Annotated in this window: 24 protein-coding genes and 2 tRNA genes; 20 read left to right on the forward strand and 6 right to left on the reverse strand. The window is 59.8% G+C overall.

Going from position 1 to position 22,435, the window contains the following annotated elements:
* Window positions 1–54 precede the first annotated feature (54 nt).
* Window positions 55–137, reverse strand: a tRNA-Leu gene (locus tag FJ954_RS09065).
* Window positions 138–497: 360 nt separating this feature from the next.
* Here FJ954_RS09065 and tig point away from each other — a divergent pair.
* Window positions 498–1,982: a trigger factor gene (gene tig, locus FJ954_RS09070; RefSeq protein ID WP_140661129.1), complete on the forward strand. Its 1,485-nt coding sequence runs from the start codon at window positions 498–500 to the stop codon at window positions 1,980–1,982.
* Between the two features lie 152 nt (window positions 1,983–2,134).
* Window positions 2,135–2,659, forward strand: a complete 525-nt coding sequence (locus tag FJ954_RS09075; RefSeq protein WP_224528020.1) for a hypothetical protein — start codon at window positions 2,135–2,137, stop codon at window positions 2,657–2,659.
* Window positions 2,660–2,814: 155 nt separating this feature from the next.
* On the opposite strand, the gene radC is transcribed toward FJ954_RS09075, so the two are convergent.
* Complete coding sequence (gene radC, locus FJ954_RS09080) at window positions 2,815–3,576, reverse strand: DNA repair protein RadC (protein ID WP_140616103.1); 762 nt, start codon at window positions 3,574–3,576, stop codon at window positions 2,815–2,817.
* 594 nt (window positions 3,577–4,170) lie between these two features.
* Window positions 4,171–4,998, reverse strand: coding sequence for a type I methionyl aminopeptidase (gene map / locus FJ954_RS09085; RefSeq protein ID WP_015317558.1), 828 nt, complete (start codon window positions 4,996–4,998; stop codon window positions 4,171–4,173).
* A 325-nt stretch (window positions 4,999–5,323) separates the two neighbouring features.
* Between map and FJ954_RS09090 the strand changes: the two genes are divergently transcribed.
* The 6 genes from FJ954_RS09090 to FJ954_RS09115 all read left to right on the forward strand — a co-directional run bounded on the left by FJ954_RS09090 (window position 5,324) and on the right by FJ954_RS09115 (window position 8,463).
* Window positions 5,324–5,620, forward strand: a complete 297-nt coding sequence (locus FJ954_RS09090; protein WP_015317559.1) for a DUF982 domain-containing protein — start codon at window positions 5,324–5,326, stop codon at window positions 5,618–5,620.
* Between the two features lie 157 nt (window positions 5,621–5,777).
* Window positions 5,778–6,041 (forward strand): DUF6074 family protein, encoded by a 264-nt coding sequence (locus FJ954_RS09095; RefSeq protein WP_140661130.1) that lies wholly within the window; start codon window positions 5,778–5,780, stop codon window positions 6,039–6,041.
* 113 nt (window positions 6,042–6,154) lie between these two features.
* Complete coding sequence (locus tag FJ954_RS09100; protein WP_181166292.1) at window positions 6,155–7,396, forward strand: pilus assembly protein TadG-related protein; 1,242 nt, start codon at window positions 6,155–6,157, stop codon at window positions 7,394–7,396.
* A gap of 6 nt (window positions 7,397–7,402) precedes the next feature.
* A complete protein-coding gene (locus FJ954_RS09105; protein ID WP_041163437.1) occupies window positions 7,403–7,843 on the forward strand; it encodes a TadE/TadG family type IV pilus assembly protein in 441 nt (146 codons plus the stop codon).
* Entirely contained in the window at window positions 7,833–8,237 is a 405-nt protein-coding gene (locus FJ954_RS09110) for a TadE/TadG family type IV pilus assembly protein (RefSeq protein WP_140661131.1), read from the forward strand. Before FJ954_RS09105 ends, FJ954_RS09110 begins: the two co-directional genes overlap by 11 nt.
* Window positions 8,238–8,387: 150 nt before the next feature.
* Window positions 8,388–8,463 (forward strand) — tRNA-Cys (locus tag FJ954_RS09115).
* 100 nt (window positions 8,464–8,563) lie between these two features.
* On the opposite strand, the gene FJ954_RS09120 is transcribed toward FJ954_RS09115, so the two are convergent.
* Window positions 8,564–9,703 carry a hypothetical protein gene (locus tag FJ954_RS09120; RefSeq protein WP_140616111.1) on the reverse strand — a complete coding sequence of 380 codons (1,140 nt, stop codon included), beginning with the start codon at window positions 9,701–9,703 and terminating at the stop codon, window positions 8,564–8,566.
* 393 nt (window positions 9,704–10,096) lie between these two features.
* On the opposite strand from FJ954_RS09120, the gene FJ954_RS09125 reads away from it, so the two are divergent.
* The 12 genes from FJ954_RS09125 to FJ954_RS09180 all read left to right on the forward strand — a co-directional run bounded on the left by FJ954_RS09125 (window position 10,097) and on the right by FJ954_RS09180 (window position 20,919).
* Window positions 10,097–11,476: a tyrosine-type recombinase/integrase gene (locus tag FJ954_RS09125; RefSeq protein ID WP_140661132.1), complete on the forward strand. Its 1,380-nt coding sequence runs from the start codon at window positions 10,097–10,099 to the stop codon at window positions 11,474–11,476.
* On the forward strand, window positions 11,476–12,027 hold the full coding sequence (locus tag FJ954_RS09130) for a hypothetical protein (protein ID WP_140661133.1): 552 nt from the start codon (window positions 11,476–11,478) through the stop codon (window positions 12,025–12,027). The genes FJ954_RS09125 and FJ954_RS09130 overlap by 1 nt, the downstream gene beginning before the upstream one ends.
* 105 nt (window positions 12,028–12,132) lie before the next feature.
* Window positions 12,133–12,321 carry a helix-turn-helix domain-containing protein gene (locus tag FJ954_RS09135; RefSeq protein ID WP_210243311.1) on the forward strand — a complete coding sequence of 63 codons (189 nt, stop codon included), beginning with the start codon at window positions 12,133–12,135 and terminating at the stop codon, window positions 12,319–12,321.
* Window positions 12,321–12,518 carry a hypothetical protein gene (locus FJ954_RS09140; protein WP_140661134.1) on the forward strand — a complete coding sequence of 66 codons (198 nt, stop codon included), beginning with the start codon at window positions 12,321–12,323 and terminating at the stop codon, window positions 12,516–12,518. Before FJ954_RS09135 ends, FJ954_RS09140 begins: the two co-directional genes overlap by 1 nt.
* 449 nt (window positions 12,519–12,967) lie before the next feature.
* Window positions 12,968–13,981 (forward strand): AAA family ATPase, encoded by a 1,014-nt coding sequence (locus FJ954_RS09145; protein ID WP_140661135.1) that lies wholly within the window; start codon window positions 12,968–12,970, stop codon window positions 13,979–13,981.
* 324 nt (window positions 13,982–14,305) lie between these two features.
* On the forward strand, window positions 14,306–14,698 hold the full coding sequence (locus FJ954_RS09150) for a hypothetical protein (protein WP_140661136.1): 393 nt from the start codon (window positions 14,306–14,308) through the stop codon (window positions 14,696–14,698).
* Window positions 14,695–16,200: a hypothetical protein gene (locus FJ954_RS09155; protein ID WP_246681034.1), complete on the forward strand. Its 1,506-nt coding sequence runs from the start codon at window positions 14,695–14,697 to the stop codon at window positions 16,198–16,200. The genes FJ954_RS09150 and FJ954_RS09155 overlap by 4 nt, the downstream gene beginning before the upstream one ends.
* Before the next feature lie 11 nt (window positions 16,201–16,211).
* A complete protein-coding gene (locus FJ954_RS09160; RefSeq protein WP_140661137.1) occupies window positions 16,212–16,505 on the forward strand; it encodes a hypothetical protein in 294 nt (97 codons plus the stop codon).
* 13 nt (window positions 16,506–16,518) lie between these two features.
* The gene (locus FJ954_RS09165) at window positions 16,519–17,322 is read left to right on the forward strand and encodes a hypothetical protein (RefSeq protein ID WP_140661138.1); all 804 of its coding nucleotides are present in this window, start codon (window positions 16,519–16,521) and stop codon (window positions 17,320–17,322) included.
* Window positions 17,323–17,336: 14 nt separating this feature from the next.
* The gene (locus tag FJ954_RS09170; protein WP_140661139.1) at window positions 17,337–17,561 is read left to right on the forward strand and encodes a hypothetical protein; all 225 of its coding nucleotides are present in this window, start codon (window positions 17,337–17,339) and stop codon (window positions 17,559–17,561) included.
* Window positions 17,562–17,564: 3 nt separating this feature from the next.
* The gene (locus tag FJ954_RS09175) at window positions 17,565–20,621 is read left to right on the forward strand and encodes a hypothetical protein (RefSeq protein WP_140661140.1); all 3,057 of its coding nucleotides are present in this window, start codon (window positions 17,565–17,567) and stop codon (window positions 20,619–20,621) included.
* Window positions 20,611–20,919 carry a hypothetical protein gene (locus FJ954_RS09180; RefSeq protein ID WP_140661141.1) on the forward strand — a complete coding sequence of 103 codons (309 nt, stop codon included), beginning with the start codon at window positions 20,611–20,613 and terminating at the stop codon, window positions 20,917–20,919. The genes FJ954_RS09175 and FJ954_RS09180 overlap by 11 nt, the downstream gene beginning before the upstream one ends.
* A 167-nt stretch (window positions 20,920–21,086) precedes the next feature.
* On the opposite strand, the gene FJ954_RS09185 is transcribed toward FJ954_RS09180, so the two are convergent.
* Both FJ954_RS09185 and FJ954_RS09190 read right to left on the reverse strand, forming a co-directional pair.
* Window positions 21,087–21,989 carry a hypothetical protein gene (locus FJ954_RS09185; protein WP_181177782.1) on the reverse strand — a complete coding sequence of 301 codons (903 nt, stop codon included), beginning with the start codon at window positions 21,987–21,989 and terminating at the stop codon, window positions 21,087–21,089.
* A 153-nt stretch (window positions 21,990–22,142) separates the two neighbouring features.
* Complete coding sequence (locus tag FJ954_RS09190) at window positions 22,143–22,355, reverse strand: hypothetical protein (protein WP_140661143.1); 213 nt, start codon at window positions 22,353–22,355, stop codon at window positions 22,143–22,145.
* Window positions 22,356–22,435 lie beyond the last annotated feature (80 nt).

Below are 22,435 nucleotides of genomic sequence, written 5' to 3' on the forward strand. Positions count from 1 at the left end.
CTTCGTCTAGCGAGCTCCGGGTGACCTGCCACCCGAAGCTCGAAGAGCGAAGGGTGGTGCGGGTAGAGGGACTCGAACCCCCACGATCTCTCGCCAGAACCTAAATCTGGTGCGTCTACCAGTTCCGCCATACCCGCGTGGCCCGGCAATCCCATGTAGCCATCATTCTGTCAATGTCGGAGACAAGATGTTGGCTCAGGGCCGGAATGTTGGTTATTCGCCTAAACGCGAAGACTGTTGAAAATTAGGCTCGCCTGTGACAAAAGGCGTGTCAAATGTGACGGAACGCGACGATCCGCTTCTACAAGATGTGATAAGAAGTAGGAAAAACAAGAACTTATTCACATTTTGGAACGCAGTTTGGGAGAGTTTGAGCCGTATTTCCGGTCAAATCGCCAGGTTCCGTACCAAAAGCCATTCCCGGCAAGAATTACCGGCAGGCTGTGAACGGCAGGGAGCCGTTTGGCAGCCTCATTGGTGAAAACAAAGGTTTTACGATGCAGGTCACCGAAACTCTCAATTCCGGTCTCAAGCGCGAGATCAAGATCACCGTGCCGGCCGGTGATATGGAAGCCAAGCTGATGGCGCGGCTGTCGGACGCCCGCAACAAGGTCCGCATCAACGGCTTCCGTCCGGGCAAGGTGCCGGTGCAGCACCTGCGCAAGGTCTATGGCAAGTCGTTCATGGCCGAAGTGGTCAACGAGATCCTCAACGACTCGACCCGCTCGATCATCACCGGGCGCGGCGAAAAGGCCGCCATGCAGCCTGAGGTCATCATGACCGAGGACGAGAAGGAAGCCGAGAAGATCCTGGCCGGAGGCGCCGACTTCGAGTTCCGCCTCAACTATGAGGTCATTCCGGCGATCGAGATCAAGGATTTCTCCGACATCAAGGTGACGCGCCAGGTGTTCGACGTTCCGGATTCGGAAATCGACGACCAGGTCAAGCGCGTCGCCGAATCGGCGCGCAGCTACGAGCCGAAGACCGGCAAGGCCGCCGAAGGCGACCGCGTCACGATCGACTATGTCGGCAAGATCGACGGCGAGGCTTTCGCTGGCGGCGCCGGCAACGACCAGCCGCTGGTGCTGGGCTCCAAGGAGTTCATTCCGGGCTTCGAGGATCAACTGATCGGCGCCAAGGCCGGTGACGAGAAGCAGATCACCGTGACCTTCCCGGAAAACTACCAGGCGGCGCATCTGGCCGGCAAGGAAGCGACCTTCGAGGTCACCGTCAAGGAAGTGTCGAAGCCCGGCGAGCTCGAAATCAACGACGAGACCGCCAAGAACCTTGGCCTGGAATCGCTCGAGCGCCTGCGTGACATCGTGCGCGGCCAGATCGAGAACCAGTTCGGTTCGATGACGCGCCAGAAGGTCAAGCGCCAGCTGCTCGATCAGCTCGATGCGGCCTATTCGTTCGAAGCGCCGTCGAAGCTCGTCGAAGCCGAGTTCAACAACATCTGGGCGCAGGTCAACCGCGACCTGGAAGCCGCCGGCCGCACCTTCGCCGACGAAGAGACGACCGAGGAAGATGCGCGCGCCGAATACATGCGCCTTGCCGAGCGCCGCGTGCGCCTTGGCCTGGTGCTGGCCGAGATCGGCGAGAAGGCCGGCGTCACGGTTTCGGACGAGGAACTGCAACGCGGCCTGTTCGAGCAGGTTCGCCGCTTCCCGGCCAACCAGCAGCAGGAAGCCTTCGAGTTCTATCGCAGCAATCCCGAGGCGCTCAACGCGCTCAGGGCGCCGATGTTCGAGGAGAAGGTTGTCGACCACCTGCTCGAACAGATCTCGGTCACCGACGTCAAGGTCAGCAAGGAAGAGCTGATGGCCGACGACGAGGAAGACGAGACCAAGGCCAAGGCGAAGCCGGCCAAGAAAGCCGCGTCGAAGAAGGCCGAAGCCAAGGCAAGCGATGCCGCTGACGAGACGGAAGAGCCGAAAAAAAAGGCCGCGCCGAAAAAGAAGGCCGCCAAGGACGCCGAATAGGCCGCTCATTGCAGCGAATTCCAAAAGGCCGCCTCCGGGCGGCCTTTTTTCGTTGCCAAACTGCAACATCGGATTCGTTCCTGATGGGCACCGGTGGCGATACGAAGCCTTGATCATTATCTGGTTGGTTGGAAGGCCAGAGGTAATTGGTGATGTCGTTGGGGGTGTTCGTGGGAACGAGGCGCGCTGCCGCCACGGTGCTTTTCCTTGCCTTGGCCTGCGGCGCTGCCGGGGCCGGTACGGAGAATTGGCGTTTTGACACGGCCAATGACGGCCTCGTCACGGCGTCGGTCTATGCCACCAACAAACTGATCACCGGAGGCGGCGCGCTGAGCTACAGCCCGGTGCTGACCATCGCTTGCCGGGCTGACGGCGAGCCGGCCTGGACCGAATGGCTGCAATTGAACGACGCGGTCTCCGCAAGCCGGAAAATCACCATGTCGGTGACCATCGACGGCGCCGGCAAATTCGACGAGAGCTGGTCCGTCGGCACGCGCGGCAGGCAGCTGATGCGCGACGGCGCCGATGGCATCAAGCGCCTCGTTCCGGCAAACCGCCTGCTGCTGTCATGGCGCTTCGGATTGTTGTCGGGGCGTGGCCAAGCCGATTTCGACCTCGCCGGCTTCGACGAGGCGGTCAGCCAGATTGCCGGCAGCTGCAAGACCGATCGGCCTTGATTTTAGAAGAGTGGCGATCTTTTGGGCTGTCGCCACTGGAAGATTGATCCGCGAGTGCGCGGCATCAGCATCGTTCTTTCCACAATTGAATGATTTCAAATTCCGGCCAGGATAATCGCCAGCGCCGTGGCGTTGCCGTCTCGCGAATACAAGACCTAGATCAGCAGCAGGCCCTTCATGCTGGAATAGCCCTTTCGCCCGATGATGATGTGGTCGTGCACGGAAATGCCCAGCCGCTTGGCGGCTTCGATGATCTCTTTCGTCATCTCGATATCGGCACGCGACGGCGTCGGGTCGCCGGAGGGGTGATTGTGGACCAGGATGATCGCGGTGGCCGACAGTTCGAGCGCGCGCTTGACCACTTCCCTGGGATAGACGGGCGTGTGGTCGACCGTGCCTGTCTGCTGCACCTCGTCTGATATCAGCGCGTTCTTCTTGTCGAGGAAAAGGATGCGGAACTGCTCGCGCGCCTCGAACGCCATGGCCGAGCGGCAATAGTCGAGGAGCTGCTGCCATGACGAGAGGATTTCGCGGCCCTGAACCTCGCCGCGCGCCATGCGCTGGGCGGTCGCCGCGATGACCTTCAGCTCAAGCGCCACGGTCGGGCCGATGCCCGTGACCTCCTGCAACAGGCCGACGGGCGCGCCGAGCACTTCGGCCAACGTGCCGAAGCGGGCCAGCAGCGCCTTCGCGACCGGCTTGGTGTCGGCGCGCGGGATCAGGCGGAAAAGCAGGAGTTCCAGCAGTTCATAGTCGGGCAAGGCATCCGGGCCGGCCGAGGCAAAGCGCTCGCGCAGACGATCACGGTGGCCGAGATAGTGAGGCTTTTCGGCGGGAGCCTGTCTGGCCTTCGTGGCTTGCCGCACCGGCACCTCGGAGAAGAAACTCCGCTCGTCGTCATCGCCCTGTGTCGCCATGTGCCGCCCATCCAGCCCGAGCAATGATCGCTGATCCCCGCGAAACACTAGGACGGCGGGCGGGGGCGGTCGAGGTCTTTTCGGCGGCAAGGAATAAGTAAGCCACCGACCTCAACGCAATGTCGCGGCAATGGGGGTCGCGCAAGCTCACGGCATCGCCATTGATGGCCCCGCATTGGAGAACCAAGATGCCCAGCCTCGTTCGTATCCTGCTGTCCGTCGGGCTGTTTCTGAGCTTCAGCCCTGCAATGGCTGCCCTGGTGATCGATGCCGTACCCGCCGGTAGCCGCTCTGATCAGAACCTCCCGATCCATTTCATCCAATACGATGATCCTTGCACGGACGGCCGTTACAGCGACGGTAAGCCGCATAACTGCCGGGAGCTCCTGCGCATGCTGGACCGCCGGGAGCGTTATCGGGAACGGCACGACAATTACCGGCGCGAACGCTACGATCCCTGCATCAATGGCAGGGTTAGCGATGGCCGTCCGCGCAGTTGCCGGGAAATAATGCGCTGGCTAAGAGATCAGGACGAGACTGGCGGCCGCGCAAACACTGGAAATAGGCCGCTATTCAAGACCTCGCCACGGTGTCCTAAACCGGCAGGCCGGGGCGGTCGAGCTTTTTGGGCGACAGCGTGAAAATCTCGCAGCCGGTGTCGGTCACGCCGATCGTGTGCTCATACTGCGCCGACAGCGAGCGATCGCGCGTCACCGCCGTCCAGCCGTCCGACAGGACTTTCACATGCGGCCGGCCAAGATTGATCATCGGTTCGATGGTGAAGATCATGCCGGCGCGCATTTCCACGCCTTCATTGGCGCTGCCATAATGCAGGATGTTTGGGGCATCATGGAACAGCTGGCCGACGCCGTGGCCGCAGAAATCGCGCACCACGGAGCAGCGCTCCGCTTCGGCGTAGGTCTGGATGGCGGCGCCGATGGCGCCGGTGCGCGCGCCCGGCCTGACCGCGGCGATGCCGCGCATCAGGCACTCATGGGTGACCTCGAGCAGGCGTTCGGCGGCGCGCTTGATCGTGCCGACCGGATACATGCGCGAGGAATCGCCGTGCCAGCCATCGAGGATGTAGGTCACGTCGATGTTAACGATATCGCCATCCTTCAGCGGCTTGTTGTCGGGAATGCCGTGACAGACGACATGGTTGATCGAGGTGCAGGACGATTTCGTGTAACCGCGATAGTTGAGTGTGGCCGGCAGCGCGCCGTTGTCCATGCCGAACTCGAAGACGAAACGGTCGATCGTGTCCGTGGTGACGCCGGGACCGACCATTGGCACCAGCTCGTCCAGGCAGCGCGCGGTGAGGTCGCATGCTTTGCGCATGCCGGCAAAGCCTTCCTCGCCATAGAGGCGGATCTGGCCGGTGTTTCTGAGCGGTGCAGTGGCGGCGTCGAGATAGGTGACCATTTTGTCCATATAGAAGGTGGCGCGCGGCAGGAGTGAGGCGCGTAAGTGGCACCAGATTTGGCACTTGGGAGCGAAAGGTTCAAGGAAGAACTGCCTGATGCGGTCCCAGCCGCCGGATATTCGCTTGCCGAGGCAATGCTTTCCCGTTTTTCGCGGCGTTGCTTTCACTGCCGGGCCGCCTGGTGCCGGCAGGCTTTGCCTTTGCCCGCTGCAGCAAAGCGGCGGGTTTCCGCAGTGACGACACATTTCCGTGGCACAAAACGAACGAAGCAACTTTTGACGACGAACGGCGTTGCTTGGGCGATGCCGGTTCGGGAGATGTCGAATGGACAGATTGCAATTCGAGGTGCCGGTGCGCATCGCACCAGGCCCCGGCTTGCCCGTCGAGGAAATCTACAGCGTCGAGCAGGCGCTCGATTTTCTGCAGGATTGGCCGGCACGCCGGCAGGGGCCGGTGTATCAGAAAGCCTTCAATGCCTGTTTCGGTGCCACGGTGGATGTGGTCGAGACCGAAGACGCCTGCCGGGCGTTCATGGCGTTCTGCCGTGTCACCGGACTGATGGCCGGCGACATGATGGTGCCGCGCAAGCGCGGCGGCGAGGCGAGAGCACTGCCGGCCTGAGGGCCGCCGGGTGAACCAGTTCGGGTTCGAAAGTACATGACAATTCGCGTGCGCGACGCATCGCCGGTCACCGTTAAGCTTCCGTTTCCACCTTCGCTGTTAGCCATTGCTTGTTCGGCAATGGTTGATTCGTTGCGTCAGTTTCATGGTTCGGAAGATGTACCCAGAAAAAGTCCGTGCGTTCCCGATCGATCGTCAGCTATTCTTGGTCAGGGAAGTTGCCGCCAAGCTCGGCAATCTGCATGGCGAGACCGCCACCTCGTTCTGGAAGGCAAAAGCGACGGAGTTGCTCGATCTCGTTGTCGGGACGGGCAGGGACAGAACGGCAGCCAGCGACGAAGTGCGCAGGTTCTTCCTGGCCGTGCAAAGAGAATTGTTGGCTGAGTCGAACAGTGAGTCCGTGCCAGTTCTTTCCGCCTGAAGCGGCGGACGCCGATCAGACGATGGCACCTCCGATCAAACAATGGCACCCCTGATCGAAAATGAGCCTAAGTTTTAGCCTTTCGTTCATATATGCGTGCTTTCTAATTGACCATGGTGTTCAACTGCTTCACCCGGATACGGCTGACGGCGGCCGGCATAGGCCGCAGCAGAGCCGCGAACGTCGCCACCATCTTTGCCCTCACCCTGCCGATCGTTGTCGGTGCGGCGGGTTTTGGCGTGGAAACCTCCTATTGGTACTATAACAGCTTGAGACTGCAGGCCACGGCGGATGCCGCGGCCTATGCCGGCGCGCTGGAGCAGATCTCGGGTTCCGATACGCCGACGATCGTCGCGGCGGCGACCCAGTCGGCCGCGACGAATGGGCTTGGCGCAGGCACGATCGTCGTCAATACGCCGCCCGCGTCCGGACCGAACACGGCCAAGAAAGCGGTTGAAGTGATCGTCGGCCAAAAGCTCGATCGGATGTTCACCCTGATCTTCACTCAGACCCAGGTTCCAGAACAGGCGAGGGCCGTGGCCCTCATCACCAATGCTTCGAAGGCCTGCATACTCGCGCTCGATCCGACCGCCTCGCAGGCTGCCCTGTTTTCTGGCAACACCAGCGTGAAGTTCACCGGCTGCTCGGTGATGGCCAATTCGATCGCCTCGGATGCCATCAAGCTTCAGGGATCGGCGGGTCTCCAGGTCGATTGCCTGATAACGGCGGGCGGCGTCTCTCTTAGCAATCCCGTCACCACCGTTTGCGCGGCCCCGATCACCCAGGCGCTGCCTGCCGCGGATCCATTTGCCGGCCTTCCGGCCCCGGCGGCCTCGAACCCCTGCAAGAATATCAATGGCAACAAGACGACGCAAACGATCCAGCCGGGGACCTACTGCAGTGGACTCAGCCTCAGCGGCGATGTCACCCTTTCGCCTGGGGTCTACGTCGTCCAGGGGGGCGATTTCAAAGTGAATGCGAACGCCAACGTCTTCGGTGACGGCGTCACCATCTACCTCGCCGGCGCCTCGCGTGTGTCGATGAACGGCAACGCCACGGTCAATCTGAGCGCGCCGACGTCCGGCAGTTACTCGGGCGTGCTGATGTATGGCGACAGAACGGCCACCGGCGGACAGAGTACCTTTAACGGCACGGCAACCTCGTTGCTGACCGGCGCGCTCTACTTCCCCAGGCAGCAGGTAAACTATCTCGGGAATTTCTCCGGCAAAAGCGGGTGCACGCAGGTTGTCGCCGACATGATCCAATGGTCCGGCAACGCGACCATCAATCAGGATTGCACGAGCCTTGGAATGGGCGATATTTTCGCCGCGCAGTCCGTGATGCTGGTCGAGTAACCTTCCGTGGATCGCCGATCGTACTCAATTCTTAAAGATGAGGTAGGCGCTGCGGCCGTTGAGTTCGCGATGGTGCTGCCCTTCCTGTGCCTGGCGCTGCTCGGCATCGTCGACGGCTGGTCATACGTCACGAACTCACTGTCGATGCGCGCCGGCGTCAAGACAGCGGCAAACCTGGTGCTGGCTGGGTCGACTGACGATGCGGCAACGCAGGCCGTTGCCCTTTCGAGCTGGGAGAAGCGGCCGGACGACGGACAGGTCACGCTGAGCCGGATCCACAAATGCGGGACGACGGTGGTCGACGCCTCGACGCTGTGCAGCGGACCGAAGTTGTCGGCGGTCTTTGTTCAGATCCAGGCATCGGCCACCTGGACCCCGCCCTTCACCTTCGGCGTCTTTTCCGCCCCCAGCACGATCGGCCACCAGGAGTTGATCCGTGTTCGGTAATGCGAGGGGCTTCAGGGCCGATCGATCGGGCGGAGCCGCGCTCGAATTCGCGCTGATCGCACCGTTCCTCATCATGCTGCTATTCGGAATCTTCGCCTTCGGCTGGTCGATGAATTCGGCCTCAAGCGTTCGGTACACGCTGGAGGCGTCCGCACGGTCCCTGCAGCTTAACAACACGCTGACTCAGGCCGACATCCAGGCGATCGCGACGCAGAAACTGCTTGCGCTGGGTCTGAAGGATGTCAACGTCACGATCGCCATCGATCCCGTGAGCGGCGGCTTTCGCATGGCGCACCTGACCGCTGCCTATGCGTTCGTCATAGACTTCCCGTACTTCAGTGCCTTTCCGATCAATTATGCGACGACCGTTACCGTGCCGCTGGTCGGCAGCTAGACGTGGGCTGTCCCTGCCATGTCGGCGAAGGACGTTTGGAACGGTTCCATTCCGTCCAGTAACAGGCTCTTTTGCCAGCGCGGGATTGTCGAAATTTTTATCCAAGACATCAAGAATCTTTAAACGTGTGCCCTTTACGAAAGCACGTATGGCCTCGTGGCGGAGCGGCTACGCTAGAGACTGCAAATCTCGGAAGCCTCGGTTCGATTCCGAGGCGAGGCCTCCAAAATCCCGATGCGGCTGGATCGTCGGTCCGGGACGGGATTGGAGCCGTCCCTGGTCCATTACGCATTACGCCGAGCGGTTCCGCTTGGGCGCAAAAAGCTCTAACGGAACAGATATCTCGACACCTCGGGGTTGCCGCGGCGCCACATCACGTTGTCGAGGAAATAGTGGTGTACGTTGATGAAAATCAACACGATGAAGAAGAACAGCGACGACCCAAGGACCTCCCGGTCATAGGGGACAATGGCGGTCAGCGCGGTCGGAATCAGCCAGAAACCCAGACCGCCAAGGAGGAGGCCAGCACTAATGAACTCCAGGAGCCGCACTCTGTAGGCCGGACCAAGAATCGACAGGATTCTGGATTGCGGAATTTTTTCGGCATCGCGCGCATCACGCTCGACATTGCTCTGATAGCGCCAGACCACCGCCAGGTACTGCAAGGAATGGAGCGCCGGCACTACGAGCAGCCAGAGCGGGTTTGTCCTTACGATCAGAATCCAAAGATATAGCGACGCGCTGTAGGCGATGATGCCGTTATATGGCAGGCTGCCGCCATTCCTGGTCCAGCGATTGATCAGCATCACAACCGTGGCAGCCGTGGAGGCGGCCGCGGCCGAGAGTGCAATCGCATTGAGCCATGCAGGGGTGGCAAACGTGTAATATTCCAGCCCCAGGTATTTTCCCTGGCTGACCGCCGTGTTCGTCTGAAGCCACGCGAACAGCCAAACGGCATAGCTGTTGACCAGCAGGATTTTCTTGTCCGGATCGGTGAAGAACCGGCGCTTCAGGACGGCATCCACCATCAACATGCCGTAGCCTTGCTTGACGTAGTGCCAACCCACGAAAAAGAACATCGCGTTGGTTGCATTCCCCAAGAGCCGGGCGTTAGCCGTTATCGAGCCATAAGCGAAAAATGCGCCCATGAGCAGGGGAACGACGATGCCGGCGAAGATGTAGCGGATCTGCAGGTTCCTGTCGTATCCGTCGCCACGCAGCTTCCGCCCAAAATTGCGGTAGAAGAGTTGGTAGGAGTGGGCGAAGTGCGGATAGTTGATCAGATAAGCCAGGAAAAGCATCGTCGCCGCAACGAGCCCTTCGTATCTCAGCGGCACGAAATACAGCACGGGCAAAATCAGGAATGCGCTGCCGCCAAGCATCAGAAAGTCCGCGAGCGGACCAAAGAGATATTTTGGAGGCGTTGCCGCAGGAGCGCGTGTATCCGCCGAAAGGTGAACTGCCATGTGAGCGCTCCCTTACGGTCCATTTAACCACCGGCCCGTTTGCTCGACAAGGTCGAGAATCCGAGCGGTCACCGCAACAGGCTTGAGCATCGGCCGCAACGGACGCCGTGATCCTCAAATTGTCGATGCGGTGCCGCCCTGCCAAATCTGCCGGGCACTCGCTGTGTAGAATCGGGAAGGAGAGACCGAGGCCTGAAAAATCTGGTACGCCCAAGGGGAATCGAACCCCTGTTACCGCCGTGAAAGGGCTGACAATTCGAACTCATTGTGTCCGCCCACGTGCGCGAAAGTCCTTATTTTCTCGGCAATCCATACGCTGACGTTCACCTATGTACAAGGACGTATATTCGACGTATATTCGACGTGTTTTCAAAGCAGCAAGGCGGAAAGACGATGGCCAAGACGCTCAAGGAAGCCCCGATCACGACGGCAAGCGCTCGCTCGAAGCTGTTGGCAGGGGAGTATGCCCGCCGTCTCGACGCCGATGCTGCGATTTGGTATCGGCGCGGGAAGCGCGGTGGCGTCTGGTTCGCACGGTGGCGCAATCACGGGGCAGGGGCGAACTACCTACAGGCGCCGGTCGGCCCCGCCAACGATGTCAACGACAAGCCGGCTGACGGTCTGCTGACATTCACCCAAGCGGAAACACAAGCCCGCCAAATCATAGCCACGGCCCGGCAGGAAGCGAAAGCCGCCGCTGCTGGTCCAGTGTTGACCATTCGACTTGCCGTCGAAACCTACGTGGCCGAACGTGACGCCAGAGACACCCGAAGGAAGGGCCGCACGGTACGCTCTGATGCTGGCCAGCGGTTGCGGCGATATGTGCTCGGGCAGGACAAGCGCGGCAAGCAGGAGGCGGTTCCCGCCGCGCCACTGGCATCTATCGGCCTACACGAGTTGAAGGAAAGCGACCTGCTGACGTGGCGCAAAGGTTTGCCCGAGGAATTGAAGAGCTCGACCGAACAGCGTTTAATTAATGACCTTAAAGCCGCTCTCAACGGTGCCTATGCCGCGCATCGGGAGCGACTGGACCCGACGTTGCCGGCGATCATCAAGCATGGCCTCAAGGCGGAGAAGGTTGACAGTGACGACGCGGCGCCGCTGGCCCGTGACAATCAGATCCTTTCCGCCGCTCAAGTGGGCATCATCCTCGCCGCCGCTCGTCAGATCGACACAGAAGGTAATTGGGATGGCGACCTATTCCGGTTCGTTGTGGTGCTGGCAGCGACGGGCGCACGGTTTTCGCAAATCGCTCGCATGAAGGTCGGCGATGTGCAGCGCGGGCAGGGCCGATTGATGGTTCCAAGCTCCCGCAAGGGCCGTGGCGGCAAGATCGCCAGCACACCACATCCGGTAGGCAATGACGTGCTGGACGCATTGCTGCCCGCGACCACAGGCAGGGGCAATGACGAAAATCTGCTGGAGCGGTGGCGCAGCAAACAAGTGGCCGGCTCGATCGGCTGGGAACGCGCTGGCCGTGGCCCATGGCAGTTCGCGAGTGAATTGCAAAGGCCTTGGCGGGAAATCCGGCAACGTGCAGGAATGCCGGGCGTGATCCCATACAGCTTGCGGCACAGCTCGATCGTGCGCGGCATCCGGGCAAACCTGCCAATCAGATTGGTGGCGGCGTTGCATGACACGTCGGTGCCGATGATCGAAAGGCACTATGGCAGGTGGATTGCCGATGGCCTGGAAGATATGGCGGCGGCGGCCGTCGTGCCGCTCCTACCGCAGGAAGGCAGCAACGTCGTTCAGATGGGAGTTCGCGCGTGATGGCTCTCAACAAACCTTGGGACGAAGCAACCGATAAGATTGAGGCCAAACAAAATGGCATCGATGTAACCGCGCCGGACTGGCAAGTGAAATGGAGAACTCTTGCGATTTCTCGGATCGGTGAAACCCACGCCAAAAGCTTCAATCCGATATTGCCGTGGGTCGGTCTTCGACTAGCAATGGATAGCGAATTGCCGGTTCCTGATTGGGTTCTGCGCTATTTCTATGAAAGTGCTGGTTTGCTCAACCAAATGATCAGGGAGGGGAAGCATCGAGGCCGTAAGGAAGCGGAATCAGTCGGTCGAATGCTGGGATTCGGCGCCGATGGTAAGGGGCAAACGTCTGCCTTTCGGGACATCACCCTGCAGGATCGAGACGTAAAGATTGCCATCCATGTAGTTTGCGGAATGGTGGCCAACGGGTGGAGTCAGGAGAAATCTGTGGGCGAAGTGGCTGGCACCCAAAAGCTGTCAGAAGCCACGGTTGAACGGGCGTATGCCCGCTATCGCGATGTCGCTCAATCGCGTGTCTCCAATTTCATCGATAAATAGCCAAACACGAAATGCCCATTTCGTGCGGTGGTTAGTCTCGGCCTACTGCAGCATCCATACGCCCATGAATTCACGCGGACGTTCCGCAGTTCATGGAGCAAGACCTTGGAAAATCAGAAATTTGGCCTGACCATCGAGGAAGCCGTTGACCGTTCTGGCATCGGCCGCACTAAGATTTTTGAAGCCATCAAGCTTGGCAAGTTGAGTGCCAGGAAAGCGGGTAGGCGCACAATTATCCTCAGCGAGGATCTATCCGCATTCCTTCATTCGCTCCCGGTTCGGGAGGCCGCGTAATGACCGGCGAAAGAGAACTTCAACTGATCGAGACGGCGGCTCAATGGTTGGCCGCAACGCCGAAGGACGTGCGCCCCAGGTCCGCTACCGTCGACATCATGGAGCGGTTCCATCTTAACCCGCTCCTGGCTTGCGCGGCGATCCGCCGATACCACCAGATGTTGATTGCAGGAGGCGCGAATGCAGACGCCACCTAAAATGCGAAAGCCCGCCGGGCAGGGCGAGCGTCGCGAAGTCGGTTTTCAACACAGCAGCGGAGATCACGATAATAGCGAAACGCTCCGTCTCAGGCAAGCGTCACGTATCATCGCGCGCTTTCCGATCTCGGTACCGGTGGCGCTGACTGTTGCCCGGCTCGCCTACGGGGGCGCCGTATGACCTTCCGCCCCAATCCCCCGAGCATGGACTTGTATATCGATGCAGCTCTGCGGCACCTGACAGCATCTCGCAACCATCTGCAATGCGCAGTGCTTAGCTTTGACGAGGCGGGTTATGAGCACGACCGGACCGCGCGATCGTACAGTTACGTCGCCGGCATCGTTGCCGAGTTCAGCAACAGACCGTGGCGGCCAGTGCTGCCGCCGGTAGCGTCTCATATCGAGCTTGCGGCCGTTGAATACCGCCAGCAGGCGCGGAGGGGCTATTGATGGACAACAAGATCCAACTCCTCAGCTATGAGGATATGTGCGCGATGCCGGAACCGGAATGGCTGGTGGAGGGGCTTATCCAGAAGCGCTCTACCGCCGTCATGTTCGGTAAGAGCAACGCGTTCAAGTCTTTCCTAGCCATCGACATTGGTCTCGGTGTCGATACCGGCCAGGACTGGCACGGCAACCCCGTCAGCCCCGGCGGCGTTCTGTTCGTAGCCACCGAAGGGGCGAATGGTGTCGGACGCCTTAGAATCCCAGGCTGGTATGAGCATCACCGGATAGATGAGGGTGATCGCCGCGCCTACCTCTACCCAAAAGAAATCCGCCTGGACGTGGCAGACGACATCACGGCGCTGATCGCCGCCATGAACATTCGTGGGAACTTCGCGCTTGTTGTGATCGACATCTTCGGCGGCTCAATGGCCGGTTCCGAGATCGAGGACAAGACCGCACGTGCCTGGGTGCATGGCGTGCAGCGCATCCTACGGGAAACCGGCGCCTCCATCCTCACAGTTGCTCATACTGGCTGGCAAGACGACAGCCGGGCTCGAATGCACACCCATTTCTGGGGTAGTTTCGATACCCGCCTGAAGGTGGAGGGAGATAAGGAAGCCATGACGGCAACCTTGACGGTCGAACGCCACAAGGATGCCGACAGTACCGGCTCATGGGGATTCCGGCTGGTGCAATCTCACGGAACCCTCGTTCCCGAGATGGATACCAGCGTGAAATCAACCGCGGCCAAGAAAACCGCTCTCTCAGCCAAAAACCGCGCCGCACTCAATGCCCTTGACGATGCGCTCGTCGAACATGGTGTGCGCAAGCAAGGATCAGATTGGCCCCCATGCAATGTCGTCATGATCGATCATTGGCGGCAGCACTTCTATCTGCACTCTGCCGATGATACGGCCGAAGCCAAGCGGAAGGCCTTTCAACGTGCTCGCGATGCGCTGAGAGAACACGGCCACGTGCAGTTCTACGATGATCATGCCTGGCGATGTGCAGGGTGAGGCCGGGACCGGGACACCGGGACATACCTAAAGGTATATGTCCCGTCCTGTCCCGCTTTACCGTCACCTGGACACACCGGGACATGTCGCGCTTTGTCCCGCTTGTCCCGCTAGCAAATTGGAAGTGCAAAGCAGAGCACCGACGCTCACCCGCACCCGTTGTCTTTTTCTGGCGGGAGAAGGTGCAGACCTTCGTATGCGAGTACCCGCCGTGCAAAGGCGGTAACTTGAACGCCCGCGAACTCACGTGAACTAGTAAAATCAATGACTTAACTGCCATGCCATGCTATACATTGCATATTCGTCGAATAAGAGGCCTGTAAATTGCTCGCAGAAGCCGATCAGATAGAAGCCGAAAGCAGCACCGTTACCGCACCGAAAGGGGCGAAAGCACGGTTGCGCACGCTTGACGATCTGGACCGCAGGACCAAGGCGGCACAGGCCACGTTCGAGCTACGGGATCAGCTCGCAAGCGACTTGGGGGGCATGGAACAACTGTCTGCGATGGAACGCGAGATCGTTGACGGTGCCGCTCTCTTGGGGGCGATGATCAAGGATGCTGGCGCGACGTACCTCTCTGGCGATCCGGTGGATCTCGGGGAGTTCATGGCCCTGACCAATGCACAGCGCCGATTGCTGGCCGATGTTGGCTTGCAACGTCGGGCACGGGACGTGACACCGACCTTACAGGACATCATTGCGGGGCGTGCCGCGTGAACATCCTCGAAGCCTGCGATAGCCCGTTGCTCTTTGCGCCCTGGTTCAAGAACCGGGCTTCCTACGCCGCGTGGTTCGCTTTCCTGGCTGCCCTCTTCGGTCTGCCTATGACCGACGATCAACTGGAGATGTACAAGCATCACACTGGCCGCACCACGGCGCCAGTAGAGGCCGGCAGCGAGGCATGGCTTGTGACTGGCCGTCGTGGTGGCAAGTCGTTCGTGATGGCCTTGGTTGCCGTCTTCCTGGCCTGCTTCTTCGACTATCGCCAATACCTTGCACCAGGTGAACGCGCCACTGTGCTGGTGCTTGCTGCCGATCGCAGACAGGCCCGTGTCATCATTCGTTACATCAAGGCCATGCTGACCGGCATCAAGAGCCTTGCGCAACTCATCGAACGCGAGACAGCCGACGCCTTCGACCTCACCAACTCCGTTACCATCGAAGTTGGCACAGCATCGTTCCGCTCGACACGTGGTTACACCTACGCCGCTGTCCTGGCTGACGAGATCGCATTTTGGCGCACCGACGATGCTGCCGAACCCGACTATGCCATCCTCGACGCAATCCGGCCCGGCATGGCCACGATCCCCAACGCGATGCTGATCTGTGCCAGCAGCCCTTATGCCCGCAAGGGCGCCTTGTGGGACGCTTACAGGCGGTATTGGGGCAAGGACGGAACCCCGCTGGTTTGGAAGGCCACGACGCGGGAGATGAACCCGAGCGTTCGGCAATCGGTGATCGATGCCGCCCTGGAGCGAGACTATTCGGCAGCTGCTGCTGAATGGCTTGCAGAGTGGCGCGCAGATATCGAGGCGTTTGTTACCCGCGAAGTGGTTGAGGCTTGCGTGTCGCTGGACGTGACGGAGCGCGAGAGGCTGAACGGGATCGCATATCATGCCTTTGTCGACCCTTCGGGCGGCAGCAACGATTCGATGACGCTTGCGATCGGCCACAAGGACGGCCGCCGGGGCGTTCTGGATGCCACCAGGGAGCGCAAGCCGCCTTTCTCTCCCGAAGGTGCTGTGTCGGACTTTGCCGCCTTGCTGAAGTCGTATGGCGTGTCGTCAGTCACCGGCGATCGATACGCGGGCGAATGGCCACGTGAACAGTTCCGAAAGCACGGCATCACCTACCGCATTGCCGAACATTCCCGCTCCGACCTTTACCGCGATCTCCTGCCCGCCCTGAACAGTCGCACGATCGACCTCCTGGACGATGACAAACTGGTCAACCAGATCGTTGGCCTGGAGCGTCGTGTTGCACGCGGCGGCAAAGAATCCATCGACCATGCGCCGAACGGCCATGACGATATCGCGAACGCGGTTGCCGGTCTCGCCAACATGATCCTTCAGCAGCGGCCGGCGCCAGTCGCCTACTCCGTTCCGTATGGGCGCGGGACGAGCACCAGCAACCAGTACTCCGTCCCGACAGGCCATCGCAGCCCATACGACCAGATCGACAGCATGCTTGCCGAAGCCGCCCGATCCCCTCAACGATAGGAACCCCGAAAATGACGCCTGCCGAACTGCTTGAATCCCACGCCGAAGCCGGTGCCCGATACCAAACGGCTTTAGCCGAATTGGAGGCCGCGTTCATCAATTTGGCCGCGCACGACAGGGCGCTCGAAAACCAAAATGTGCCAGTCGGTCCGACGCCGGTCCGTGGGTTTTTTGGTCATCCTGATTCCAGGCCGTGGCCGCTTCGACATGCTGAGTTTGCCGCCACTGGCGGGTTGAATTGGCAGGACGAGACCCGCGCGCGTGGCAACGAGCTTATCAACTCCGTCGTGGCCGCTTCGGTCTGAGAAAGGAACAATCATGAACTTTCGCACGCAGCAGATTGTAACCCGCGTCAAAGACGACAAGCTTCGTGAGGCTGCAACGGCCTGCCTCGATATCGCCGATCGGTTTAGCAAGCGGGCCGATGCCATTAAGACTGATGCGAGCTTGACGGAGATCGGTCGCAGCAAGGCCATCAAGGACGAGGCGGCAAAGACCTATTTGCCTGGCCTCAAAATGGCGTTCGCGCCGATCGCAAAGGCCTTGTCCGATGCAAAGCAGGCGCGGGCGGCCATTTTCGCTTCGGCCTTCCCGCAGCCGGATCCTAACAACATCGCCGCTGCGCTTGAGCGGCAGGAAATTCGCGCGCTTGTCAGGGAAATGAAGCCCGGCGAGCGCATGGCGTTCATCAGTGGCAGCCGGGATGAAAGGGTTGCGGATGCAGTCCTTTCAGCACCCCCGGCCCTCTCCGGACTGTCGGATGACATCTTCGGGCAGCTTCGCGACTTGGTGATGGAACGTCGGGTTGATGGTGGCCAGGTCGCGGGGATTGCAGAGGCGGAGGAAACCGCCGAAGCCGCTGAGGCGGCGATGCTTGTTGCTCGCAACGACATAAAGGCCGTCACCGGCCTCGAGGATCGCGTATTCGACGACTTCGAGAAGAAAGCCGTTCCAACTCCGTGGTTGGTGAAGTCAGGCGACAATGTTCTCAAGGTCATTCCTGGCCAGAACGCCTACCCGGCGGCATCTGCGGACGAAGTCGCCCTCGGGAAATTCTACGCCAACGAATCCGAATACCGCGCCGACAATCCGGGCATTCCGGCTCGGGCAGTCGCAGCTTGATCGGGGATCGCGACATGTCAGCCGCCGTCACCTTGGACGACCTCAAAGCCGCGCGGGACAAGGCCGCCGCGCGCTACCAAGCCGTCCTGGCTGACCTGTCGGTTGCGTACGCGGATCTCGCTGGCCTCGATATCGCCTTGGCCCAGCTTTCCGGCTCCGCCGAGATCGTCAGTATCGGCAAGCATTTGGCCAAGCTGATCAGGGAACAACTGACCACGCCGGCAGCCGGAGGGGAATGAACCATGGAAGTCGCGGGCAACGTCGTCATTGAGATTTCTGGCAATATTGGCCCATTCGAGGCCAAGCTCGCCCAGGCGCAGCAGATCGCCGCGAAATTCGATGCAGAGCTCACTGCAAAACTGAATGGCGCCGGCTTGTCCGAAGGGCTGGCCAAGATCGCCGCCGGCGTGGACAAAACCAATGCTTTGCTCAGCAAGCTGACAGCTTCGGGCACCGCCGCCGGCGCCACGCTGACGAAACTGACAGCGAACACCGCAGCCACAACTGCGGCCCTGTCGAGTGTCGCTGCGGCGACCAAGTTAGCCAACGCTGAATTGAGCACGCTCGGCAGCGGCGGCGGAGCCGGGCTCGCCACGGGCACTATTGCCGCGAAGGATTTCGCCGCCGCGCTTGAGGCGACAGGGGGCAATCTGTCGAAGATCACTCCCGGTATGCTGGGCTTGGCTGTGGCCAATGAAGAAGTGGCGGTATCGAGCAGAGCCGCTGCCGTTGGTATGGCCGAACTTGGCGTTGCCGAGACTAGAACGGCAGGCCTTGGTGCTGGTGTAACCAGGGAGTTCTCTGTCCTTGGGGCAGAAATCGCGCGTGGCAATTTCTCGCGCATCCCCGGCAGCCTGATCGTTCTGAATGAGCGGCTTGTTGGAACTGGTGCCGGTGTCTTGACCCTGAGCAATGGCATGAAGGCGCTTGGCGGATTGGCATCCGCCGTCTTCAATCCTTTCACGCTCGGCTTTCTGGCGATATCGTTCGGCGCTGAGGCTGCCATTAGGGCTTTCAGCGGGATCAAGGGGAGTGTTCTCGACGTCAATACGGTCCTGGAGAACAACAGGAAACTCATTGATGACATCGCCAAGGCGTACCCGGAGGCGGCAATCGCGGCCAAGCAGTATGAAGAGCAGGCGAACCAGATTCCAAAGTCGATCGCGGCGGCCGACCTTAAGAATCAGATTTCAGACGCGAGGAAAACGCTATCAGCGGATCTGAACGCACTCCGCATCGACATGTCCGCGCTTGGCGGTGAATTCGCGCTGACTGGTGAGGCAGGTTCGGAGGCGTTTCGAGCGCTCTCAGGGAGGGTTCACGATGGCACCATCAGCGCGCAAGCCCTGTACAGCGAGATCGGACGACTTGAGCTTGACCCTAAGCTGAATGCCGAGGCGCATGCGTTTGCCAGGTCGCTGGAGGACGCCGCGAAAAAGGCTGCGGATCTGGAGAGGTCAATCTCGGCCGACACCGGGATCAGCACGATCGTGCAGGACAGCGCGAAGGCACAGCACACGCTCTTTGAAATCTCTGCTGGGTTCAAGGATGTCAGTGAGAAGGCCGGCGGTGCCGACGCCACTATTGCCAAGCTGTTCGGCACCATGAACTCGGGCAGCGGTTTCGGGGTAACGCGCTCTTTGGCGGGTCAGTTTGCCGGCCAGGCAAACGGCCAACTTCAGACCACTCTCGGATTGTTCCAGCAGGTAGACGCTGCGGTGCAGAATGCCCGGCAGAACCAGTTGGCCGGAATGGTCCAGCTTGAATCGCAGTTCCGCGCCACAACCACCCAGGTTGACGTGCTGAAGCAGGCTCTCGCCGCCGCTGGCGGCAAGGACAACATTCAAGCCTTCTTTGGCGACGTTGCTGGCATCAAGGACGCCAACAGCGAGATTGCCGATGCAACGGCCACAGTGCAGAAGCTCTTTGCTGCGATGGCCACGGGTAACGCCACCGTCAACGCCGTGTATCAGGGTCTCGACATGGTGCGACAGACCCTGATCACGGACGGATTCCCCGTCGACAAGGTCAACAACTTTGTCGACTCGCTGGTCCGGACCAATCAGGAGCTCGTCGCCGACACAGGCGCCGCCAAGCAGCTCAACGCGGCAATCCAGGCCATCAAAAACCGTACCGTCACAATTTCGGTTGTTACGCAACAGGTCGGGACTGGCTCAAAGTCGATTTACGACGTCGGCACCACCGGCGGGATTGGCGTCACACGCTATGGCGGCCAAACCGACATGACCCAGCAAGCCTATTCGGTCCCCTCTTACAATGGCGGCGCCGAGTCTTCAGGATATGGCTCCTCGTATGGTCTTTCCGGCGGCTCCAGCGGCGTCGCAGTCACCCGATTTGGTGGCACGCGCGCGGCCGGCGGCCCAGTGGCGGCTGGCCTGCCATATCTCGTCGGCGAGCATGGTCCCGAGATTGTCTTGCCGCAGGGCGCTGGCACGGTGGTGCCATCCGCTCAGTCGCTGATGTTCGCCCAGGCGCTTGCGAACGCGCAATCTGCCTTCACCGGTACGCAGCCGACCAAGGAAAGCGATCGCGCCTGGACGATCTGGATGAACATCGAGGCCAACACGCGCAAGACCGCGCAGTTGCTCGATGACCTCAAGAGCAGCAGCGGCTTCAGCGGGTCGGGCTCATCCTCAAGCACCGGCTCGTCTTCCTCGGCATCGACCGTTGATCCGCAAACCGCGACGTTCCTCGATGTGCTGTCGCAGATCAAGTCCAACTTCAAAGCGGCCGGCATCGTTGGCGGTGGCAACATCGGCTATGGATCGTCGGGCCTTGGCGCCACACCTGAGCAGATCGCCCGCTCCATCGTCTACGGCGGTCAGTCACCGCTGGGCTATCCCTCCGGTGGTTCCTCGCTCGGCTCGGCTCCTACAGCCCTGCATGGTGGCGATCCCTACAACGCCATGCTCAACGGCATCAGCCCGAGTTCTCCGGGGTATGCCGCAGCCTATGCGCAAGCGCTCGCTGCTTCGAACAAGGCGGCAGGCTTTGCCACCGGTGGCATGATTGATGCCGGCGACACGCAAAAGGTCGAGTTCTTCAAGAACCCGAACGAGCGCGTGATCATTGCAAGGCCGGATCAATTCCAGGATGCCCGGTCAGCGGCACAGGCGCCCGCCAACAAAAGCGGTGACATGAGCCAGCGGCCGATCAGCGTCTCAGTGCCGATCACCATCCATGCTGGCGCACAAGTCAGCAAGGACAGCGCCGTAGAAATGCGTCGGCAGGTCGTGCTTGCCGTCAAGGACGCGATGCGAGGGATCTATGGTCGGTAAGAGTTGGCCTGTACCGCCCGAGTACGCCGCTCTGGTTGGGGACAGCCGCAAGGGATTCCGTGCGCAGTTCGGGAGCTTCGACGAAGCGCAGATCTCAGCCTATGCCCTTGGAACATCGGAGGACGGCGGCCATCTGGCCTTCCAGTTCATAATGCCGGACGGCTCGGTCCATAGGTTCACGCTCCGCAGCGAGTGGGTGCCTCAATTCGTCATCGAGCTTGCCGGCGCCACGGATGACATGAACGAGAGGCGGGTAGCTGCCGCCCTGGTCGCCGCCGAGCCAAAGGGTCAGGCTTGATGCCGGCGCCTGCACTCATTCCAAAATGCAAAAGGCCCCACGCTCGTTGGGGCCTTCCATGGAATATACGCATCAATGATTCGCGGGTTTTAGCCGCCGATGTCGTCACCTCTACGCATTTTCAATCTCCTTATGTAGCCAAAACCTAAGGCATCCTGAGGTCGTTTTCAAGCCAAACTAAGGCGAAAATCGAAGGCAAACGTATTTGCGTCCTTGGTTGGCGTCAATTCATTCATGTTCACCACTTGGGCCTGCTCCCCGGCTGGAATGCTCCATTTCAACTCTTCGTCATTCGGGTGATAAACCGTGACCGTTTCCGTCGAAAGGTGGTTGTGTACGGTTACGAGAAGTTTGCGAGTGAACCTTTTTACCAGTTGTCGATTTGGTTCCGCGTCTGCCAAAACCCAATAGGTTAATCTATATCGCACCTTAACGGTTGACAGAGGATGAACGGAGATTTGAAAGTCCCTCCTGATTGAGACATCAAATTCCTCAGATGACCCAACGGTCTTCCCGTCCACCTTCAAAAAAGTGAAAGACGCTTTTTTCTTTCCATCCGGCGACTTGTTTCCGTTGACGTAGCCAACCTGAGAATCGAAGACAACAGGTATGTCGGGCAAATAGCTTCGGTAACTAAGGACGGAATCCTGCGTTAGGAGAAACATCTTTGATGTGACGTCATAGTCAATTATAGCGATGTCTCTAGTCATCTCTTCCAAATAGGGCTCAAAAAGGTCGTGTAGTTTTGAGATAATGTAGTTTATATGCGGGCCAGTTTGTCTCTGTAGAAGGTTCCTAGCTCTGGCTTCAAAAATCTCTCGTTCCGGCCTAAGGAGCGTAACCAATGCGATTACAAAGCCGGTGATAATAAATAGTATAAATCCGCTAACCCAAGATGCGAACGCAGCACCAAAGAACGTGGTAACGTTCGATGCGTCGGGGTAACGCCACCAAATTATGAATGTTATTGCAGAAGCGATAAGAACGGTGAGTATAACCAACCGTCCACGCCAATCTGACCAGGCGACCTCTCGCATGTAGTGTGTAAACGTCCAGAAATTCTTTTTCATTGTCCCGCGCCCCCACCGCCGGATGGCGATACTACCGGGAAAGGGGCGGGACGCAAGAATCGCCATGCCGGAGATCATCCTCCCGGCAGAAGGGATCATGGCCTAATATTGCAGTAGCGCAAATACCAGGCATCAACCCGCTACAGCGTGGCCTTACAACGGCGGATTGCGCACGCGATCTTCCAGATCGCGCTGCTTTTCTTCGTCCGACGCCAGCCGGTTGAAAATGTGTTCGGCAAGCATGGAGCCGACGAACAAGATCAGGAGCGGCGCGGTCCACGTCCAGAAGGAATGGAAGGCGAAAAACGCCAAGCCGGCGGCAGCAGCCGAAACCGCAAAGATCGCGAACCGGATCGTCTGGGCCATCTTGCTCTCTAAAGGTGTCTAGCTCCACTAGGCGGAACCTAATATGCGCCCGGCGGCTAGGGCTTGCCAACCATGGCGAG

Source organism: Mesorhizobium sp. B2-3-15 (assembly GCF_006442875.1).
In the GTDB taxonomy this organism is placed as follows: Bacteria; Pseudomonadota; Alphaproteobacteria; order Rhizobiales; family Rhizobiaceae; genus Mesorhizobium; species Mesorhizobium australicum.

What these genes read in the sequence shown, in the direction of transcription:
- tig (WP_140661129.1), top strand. Translation starts at nt 498, where the DNA reads ATGCAGGTCACCGAAACTCTCAATTCCGGTCTCAAGCGCGAGATCAAG.
- FJ954_RS09075 (WP_224528020.1), top strand. Translation starts at nt 2,135, where the DNA reads ATGTCGTTGGGGGTGTTCGTGGGAACGAGGCGCGCTGCCGCCACGGTG.
- radC (WP_140616103.1), bottom strand. Translation starts at nt 3,576, where the DNA reads ATGGCGACACAGGGCGATGACGACGAGCGGAGTTTCTTCTCCGAGGTG.
- map (WP_015317558.1), bottom strand. Translation starts at nt 4,998, where the DNA reads ATGGTCACCTATCTCGACGCCGCCACTGCACCGCTCAGAAACACCGGC.
- FJ954_RS09090 (WP_015317559.1), top strand. Translation starts at nt 5,324, where the DNA reads ATGGACAGATTGCAATTCGAGGTGCCGGTGCGCATCGCACCAGGCCCC.
- FJ954_RS09095 (WP_140661130.1), top strand. Translation starts at nt 5,778, where the DNA reads ATGTACCCAGAAAAAGTCCGTGCGTTCCCGATCGATCGTCAGCTATTC.
- FJ954_RS09100 (WP_181166292.1), top strand. Translation starts at nt 6,155, where the DNA reads ATGGTGTTCAACTGCTTCACCCGGATACGGCTGACGGCGGCCGGCATA.
- FJ954_RS09120 (WP_140616111.1), bottom strand. Translation starts at nt 9,703, where the DNA reads ATGGCAGTTCACCTTTCGGCGGATACACGCGCTCCTGCGGCAACGCCT.
- FJ954_RS09125 (WP_140661132.1), top strand. Translation starts at nt 10,097, where the DNA reads ATGGCCAAGACGCTCAAGGAAGCCCCGATCACGACGGCAAGCGCTCGC.
- FJ954_RS09130 (WP_140661133.1), top strand. Translation starts at nt 11,476, where the DNA reads ATGGCTCTCAACAAACCTTGGGACGAAGCAACCGATAAGATTGAGGCC.
- FJ954_RS09140 (WP_140661134.1), top strand. Translation starts at nt 12,321, where the DNA reads ATGACCGGCGAAAGAGAACTTCAACTGATCGAGACGGCGGCTCAATGG.
- FJ954_RS09145 (WP_140661135.1), top strand. Translation starts at nt 12,968, where the DNA reads ATGGACAACAAGATCCAACTCCTCAGCTATGAGGATATGTGCGCGATG.
- FJ954_RS09160 (WP_140661137.1), top strand. Translation starts at nt 16,212, where the DNA reads ATGACGCCTGCCGAACTGCTTGAATCCCACGCCGAAGCCGGTGCCCGA.
- FJ954_RS09165 (WP_140661138.1), top strand. Translation starts at nt 16,519, where the DNA reads ATGAACTTTCGCACGCAGCAGATTGTAACCCGCGTCAAAGACGACAAG.
- FJ954_RS09170 (WP_140661139.1), top strand. Translation starts at nt 17,337, where the DNA reads ATGTCAGCCGCCGTCACCTTGGACGACCTCAAAGCCGCGCGGGACAAG.
- FJ954_RS09175 (WP_140661140.1), top strand. Translation starts at nt 17,565, where the DNA reads ATGGAAGTCGCGGGCAACGTCGTCATTGAGATTTCTGGCAATATTGGC.
- FJ954_RS09180 (WP_140661141.1), top strand. Translation starts at nt 20,611, where the DNA reads ATGGTCGGTAAGAGTTGGCCTGTACCGCCCGAGTACGCCGCTCTGGTT.
- FJ954_RS09185 (WP_181177782.1), bottom strand. Translation starts at nt 21,989, where the DNA reads ATGAAAAAGAATTTCTGGACGTTTACACACTACATGCGAGAGGTCGCC.
- FJ954_RS09190 (WP_140661143.1), bottom strand. Translation starts at nt 22,355, where the DNA reads ATGGCCCAGACGATCCGGTTCGCGATCTTTGCGGTTTCGGCTGCTGCC.